The 4,103-nt window shown below is 64.3% G+C and carries 3 protein-coding genes; 2 read left to right on the top strand and 1 reads right to left on the bottom strand.

All coding sequences use genetic code 11. The features are described from left to right. The first annotated feature begins 748 nt into the window (after positions 1–748). A complete protein-coding gene (locus K8W16_RS06110; protein ID WP_304122118.1) occupies positions 749–1,402 on the top strand; it encodes an OmpA family protein in 654 nt (217 codons plus the stop codon). 417 nt (positions 1,403–1,819) lie between these two features. Further along, the gene (locus K8W16_RS06105; RefSeq protein WP_304122117.1) at positions 1,820–2,248 is read left to right on the top strand and encodes a YqaA family protein; all 429 of its coding nucleotides are present in this window, start codon (positions 1,820–1,822) and stop codon (positions 2,246–2,248) included. A gap of 585 nt (positions 2,249–2,833) precedes the next feature. On the opposite strand, the gene dnaK is transcribed toward K8W16_RS06105, so the two are convergent. Further along, the coding region (gene dnaK / locus K8W16_RS06100; RefSeq protein WP_304122115.1) for a molecular chaperone DnaK at positions 2,834–4,103 on the bottom strand (1,270 nt) is incomplete at its 5' end.

Genomic DNA, 4,103 nt, shown 5'->3' with positions numbered 1-4,103 from the left:
ACTTACGCATAACTATAAGTTTTCGGGAACCCCCAGCCTAGCTGGGGGTTTTCTTTTAACCAAAAAATCAGCCTGCCCCGGCGGGCAGGCTGACAGAGAAGAGGAGGGAAAAGAGGAGGGTATGGAATGTTTCCGTCGTGCGACGTTCACGGCTTCTTTCTACAAAAAGCCTGAAAAAAGTCACGTTTCAAAGTGTTTCCCCCTGCCGCAACACTTCGTAAGGAAGGCGCGCTGCGCCATGCGGCTTACCGCGTAAAGGCAGGGGAGAGCTTTGAAAACGCAGGCGAGGCACGGCAACAGGGCTGCGGCGCTGCCGTAAAGAGCAGAAGCCCGCCCGCGAACACGCGGACGGGCAGAGGAAAGAGGGAAAAGGAGGAGAGTTCCCGACCATCCGGGGGAGTGGACGGCCTTCATGATTCCCTTATACGCCACAGGCGGCGCAAGTCACGTTTCAAATTCTTTCCGCGCTGCAATATTATGAAACTTTCGGGCTGCGCGGAGAAAGGCGGGGAAAATGCCGACGGAGGCACCCCCTGCCCGGGGCGCGGGAAGGCAAGGCCCGCGCGGCGGTCTGTCTTTCCGCCGCCCGGGAAAAGCGCCGCGCCGTGAAACATTTGCCTTTTCAGGGCCGCACGGATATGATGGGTCTGGTTTCCAGCCCCCGGCCGCCCGACGCAAGGCGGCCGAAGGGCTGGAGAAAACAAAGAGACAAGCCTTTCTCAAAAAAGCAAGACAGGAAGGACGCAGTATGAAAAAACTCTGCACTCTCGGACTCATCGCCACCCTGCTGCTCGGCAGCGGCTGCGCGGGCATACAGAGCAACACGGGCAAAGGCGCGGCCTACGGTACTGCGGGCGGCGCTGCGGCCGGCGCGATTCTCGGCCAGATCATCGGCGGCAATACCAAGTCCACCCTCATCGGCACCGCCGCCGGGGCCGTCATAGGCGGCCTGGCCGGCACGGGCATAGGCGCCATGATGGACAATCAGGAAAGCGACATGCGGCAGGCCCTGGCCAATTCCGAGGCCGTGGCCGTGCAGCGCCAGGGCGACATGCTGGCCCTCACCTTCAAGAGCGACTTCACCTTTGCCGTGAACTCCGCCTCCATCCGCCCCGGCATGTACTCGGAAATCGACCGCATCGCCCAGGTGCTCTCCGCCTACCCGCAGACCTCCATCACCGTCATCGGCCATACCGACAGCACGGGTTCGGAATCCTACAACCAGCAGCTTTCCGAGCGCCGCGCCGACAGTGTGAAGAACGCCCTGGTGCAGCGCGGCATCTCGCCCTCGCGCATCACCGCCATGGGCTACGGCGAAAGCTCCCCCATTGCCGACAACAATACCGAATACGGCCGTCAGCAGAACCGCCGCGTGGAAGTGCGCATCAACCCCATGCAGTAAACGCCGAGGCCCGGGGCGACCCGGGCCTTTCCGCGCCCCGTCCGGGTGCTGCGTCTTTTTCCATCTCCGGAGGGAAGACGCCTTTCCCCGCCCGGGGCAGCCCCGTGAGGCCGTGAAAAGCGGCGAAGGCCCCGGCACGAACACGGGCCTTCAGCCCCCCCTTGCCCCGGCTTTCCGCAAAAGGCTCCGCACGCGGGGAAGGCGCGGAGGGCGAGCTTCCCGGCAGCCGCGCGGCTTTTCCGCCCTGCGGGGCCTTACTCCCCGTATCCGCATCCCGGGCCCTCTGCGGGGCAGGCTGCTTCGGAAACGCGGCCTTCACGCCGGAAAACGCGCCCGGGATCTCCCGCCCCCCTGCACGGCGTATTCCCCTCCTTCTTTCCCGCACGGCCCTGCCGGGGACAAAAACGCCTCCACGCCATGAAGGAATACCTTCTCATGTTCGCCGTGGCCTTTCTCGCGGCCACGTTCTTTCCCGCCCAGTCGGAAGCCGTGCTCGTGGCCCTTGTGGCGGACGGAGAACATTCGCCCTGGGCCCTCGTGGGCACGGCCACCCTCGGCAACAGCTTAGGCTCCGCCCTCAACTGGTATCTGGGCTCCCTCGCCCACCGTTTTCTTCATGCCCGCTGGTTCCCCATCAGCGCGGAAAAACTCCGCAAGGCCGAAAGCTGGTACCACCGCTACGGCCGCTGGTCGCTGCTTCTCAGCTGGGCGCCCTTCATCGGCGACCCGCTCACCTTTGCCGCGGGCGTGCTCAAAGAGCCTTTCGCCACCTTTTTCGCCATTACCTGCGCGGCAAAGCTCTGCCGCTACCTCGTCCTTGTGGGCGCGTATCTGGCGCTGTTTTAAACGCTGCGACGCAGGGCACAACGGCGCGGGAAAGCGCGATGCGACGGACGCATCGCCGCCCGCAGCGACAGCGCCTCCCGCCGCTCCCGCCCCGGGGTAAGTTCCGCCGCAGGCGGAGCTTCCCCTGCGCCCCGGCCTTCCCCGGCCTGCCGGAAAAGCTCAAGGCCGGGCGGGTTTTCCGGGCAGGCGGCTCCTTCCGCCCGGGGCAGAGCTCCCTTTCCCTGCCGGGGGGAGGGCCGGCGAAAAGCTTCCCGCGCTTTCTCCGGTGAGGCCCGGCTGTGAGCCGGTTCACGGAGGCCACGTCCGGCCCGGGAAGAGCGTCGCGCCACCTGCCTGCGTGCCCCGGCGCATCCGCTCCTGCGCGCTGAGGCCGCCCTGCCCACAGGACATGCGAACCGGCAGGATGATCCTTCCCGGCAGATATCTTTCCGCCCGGGTTCCCTACACGACGATTTTCCCGCGCCGCCCATGCCTCTCCCCGGGTTCTTCGTCGCGCCCTCCCCTCCTCTCCCCCCCGCATGCAAAAGGCCCCGCCTCCTTTTCAGGAAGCGGGGCCCGGTATGTGGTCGGAAGGGGCCGGAGGGCTTACTTCACTTCGGTGAAGTCGGCGTCGACCACGTCATCGTCTTTCTTGTCGCCGCCCTGGGCCTGCTGCTGGGCGCCCTGAGCGCCCTGCTGGGCCTGGGCGTTCTTGTAGAGCTGCTCAGCAAGCTTGTGGGAAGCCTGGGAAAGCTCGTCGGAAGCCTTCTTTATGGCGGCGGTATCGCTGCCTTCCATGGCCTTCTTCAGCACTTCGGTCTTGCTTTCCACATCGGCCTTGACCGCAGGGTCAACCTTATCGCCGAGATCCTTGAGGGACTTCTCCGTGGCGTAGATAAGGGCGTCGGCCTGGTTGCGGGCTTCGATATTTTCCTGCTTCTTCTTGTCTTCCGCAGCGTTGGCTTCGGCTTCGCGCACCAGCTTGTTGATCTCTTCCTCGCTCAGGCCGGAGGAGGACTTGATCTGAATGGACTGTTCCTTGCCGGTGCCGAGATCCTTGGCGGACACGTTCACGATGCCGTTGGCGTCGATATCAAAAGTCACTTCAATCTGCGGGACGCCGCGCGGGGCCGCAGGGATGCCCGTGAGCTGGAAGTTGCCGAGAGTCATGTTGTCGGCCGCCATGGGGCGTTCGCCCTGGAGCACATGGATATCCACGGCGGGCTGGTTGTCGGCAGCGGTGGAGAAGGTCTGGCTCTTGCGGGTGGGGATGGTGGTGTTGCGGTCGATGAGCTTGGTGAACACGCCGCCCATGGTCTCGATGCCGAGGGAAAGCGGAGTCACGTCGAGCAGCAGCACGTCCTTCACGTCGCCGGTGAGAATGGCGCCCTGGATGGAAGCGCCCATGGCCACCACTTCATCGGGGTTCACGGAACGGTTGGGTTCCTTGCCGAAGAATTCGCCCACCTTCTTCTGCACCAGAGGCATACGTGTCATGCCGCCCACGAGCACCACTTCGTCGATCTCGGAAGGGGAAAGCCCGGCGTCGGCAAGGGCCTTGCGGCAGGGTTCGATGGAGCGCTCCACAAGATCCATGACCATCTGTTCCAGCTTGGCGCGGGTCAGCGTCATCATGAGGTGCTTGGGGCCGGAGGCGTCGGCCGTGATGAAGGGCAGGTTGATCTGCGTTTCCAGGGAGTTGGAAAGTTCCTTCTTGGCGTTTTCGGCAGCTTCCTTCAGGCGCTGAAGCGCCATGCGGTCCTGCGAGAGGTCGATGCCGTACTGGCCCTTGAACTCGTCCACCATGTAGCGGATGATGCGCTGGTCGAAGTCTTCACCGCCGAGGAAGGTGTCGCCGTTGGTGGCGCGCACTTCC

Origin of the sequence: Mailhella massiliensis, from assembly GCF_020741395.1 — a bacterium.
Classification (GTDB): Bacteria; Desulfobacterota; Desulfovibrionia; order Desulfovibrionales; family Desulfovibrionaceae; genus Mailhella; species Mailhella massiliensis_A.
The sequence above is the reverse complement of the archived record's forward strand: the minus strand, read 5'-3'. Positions and strand labels throughout refer to the sequence as shown.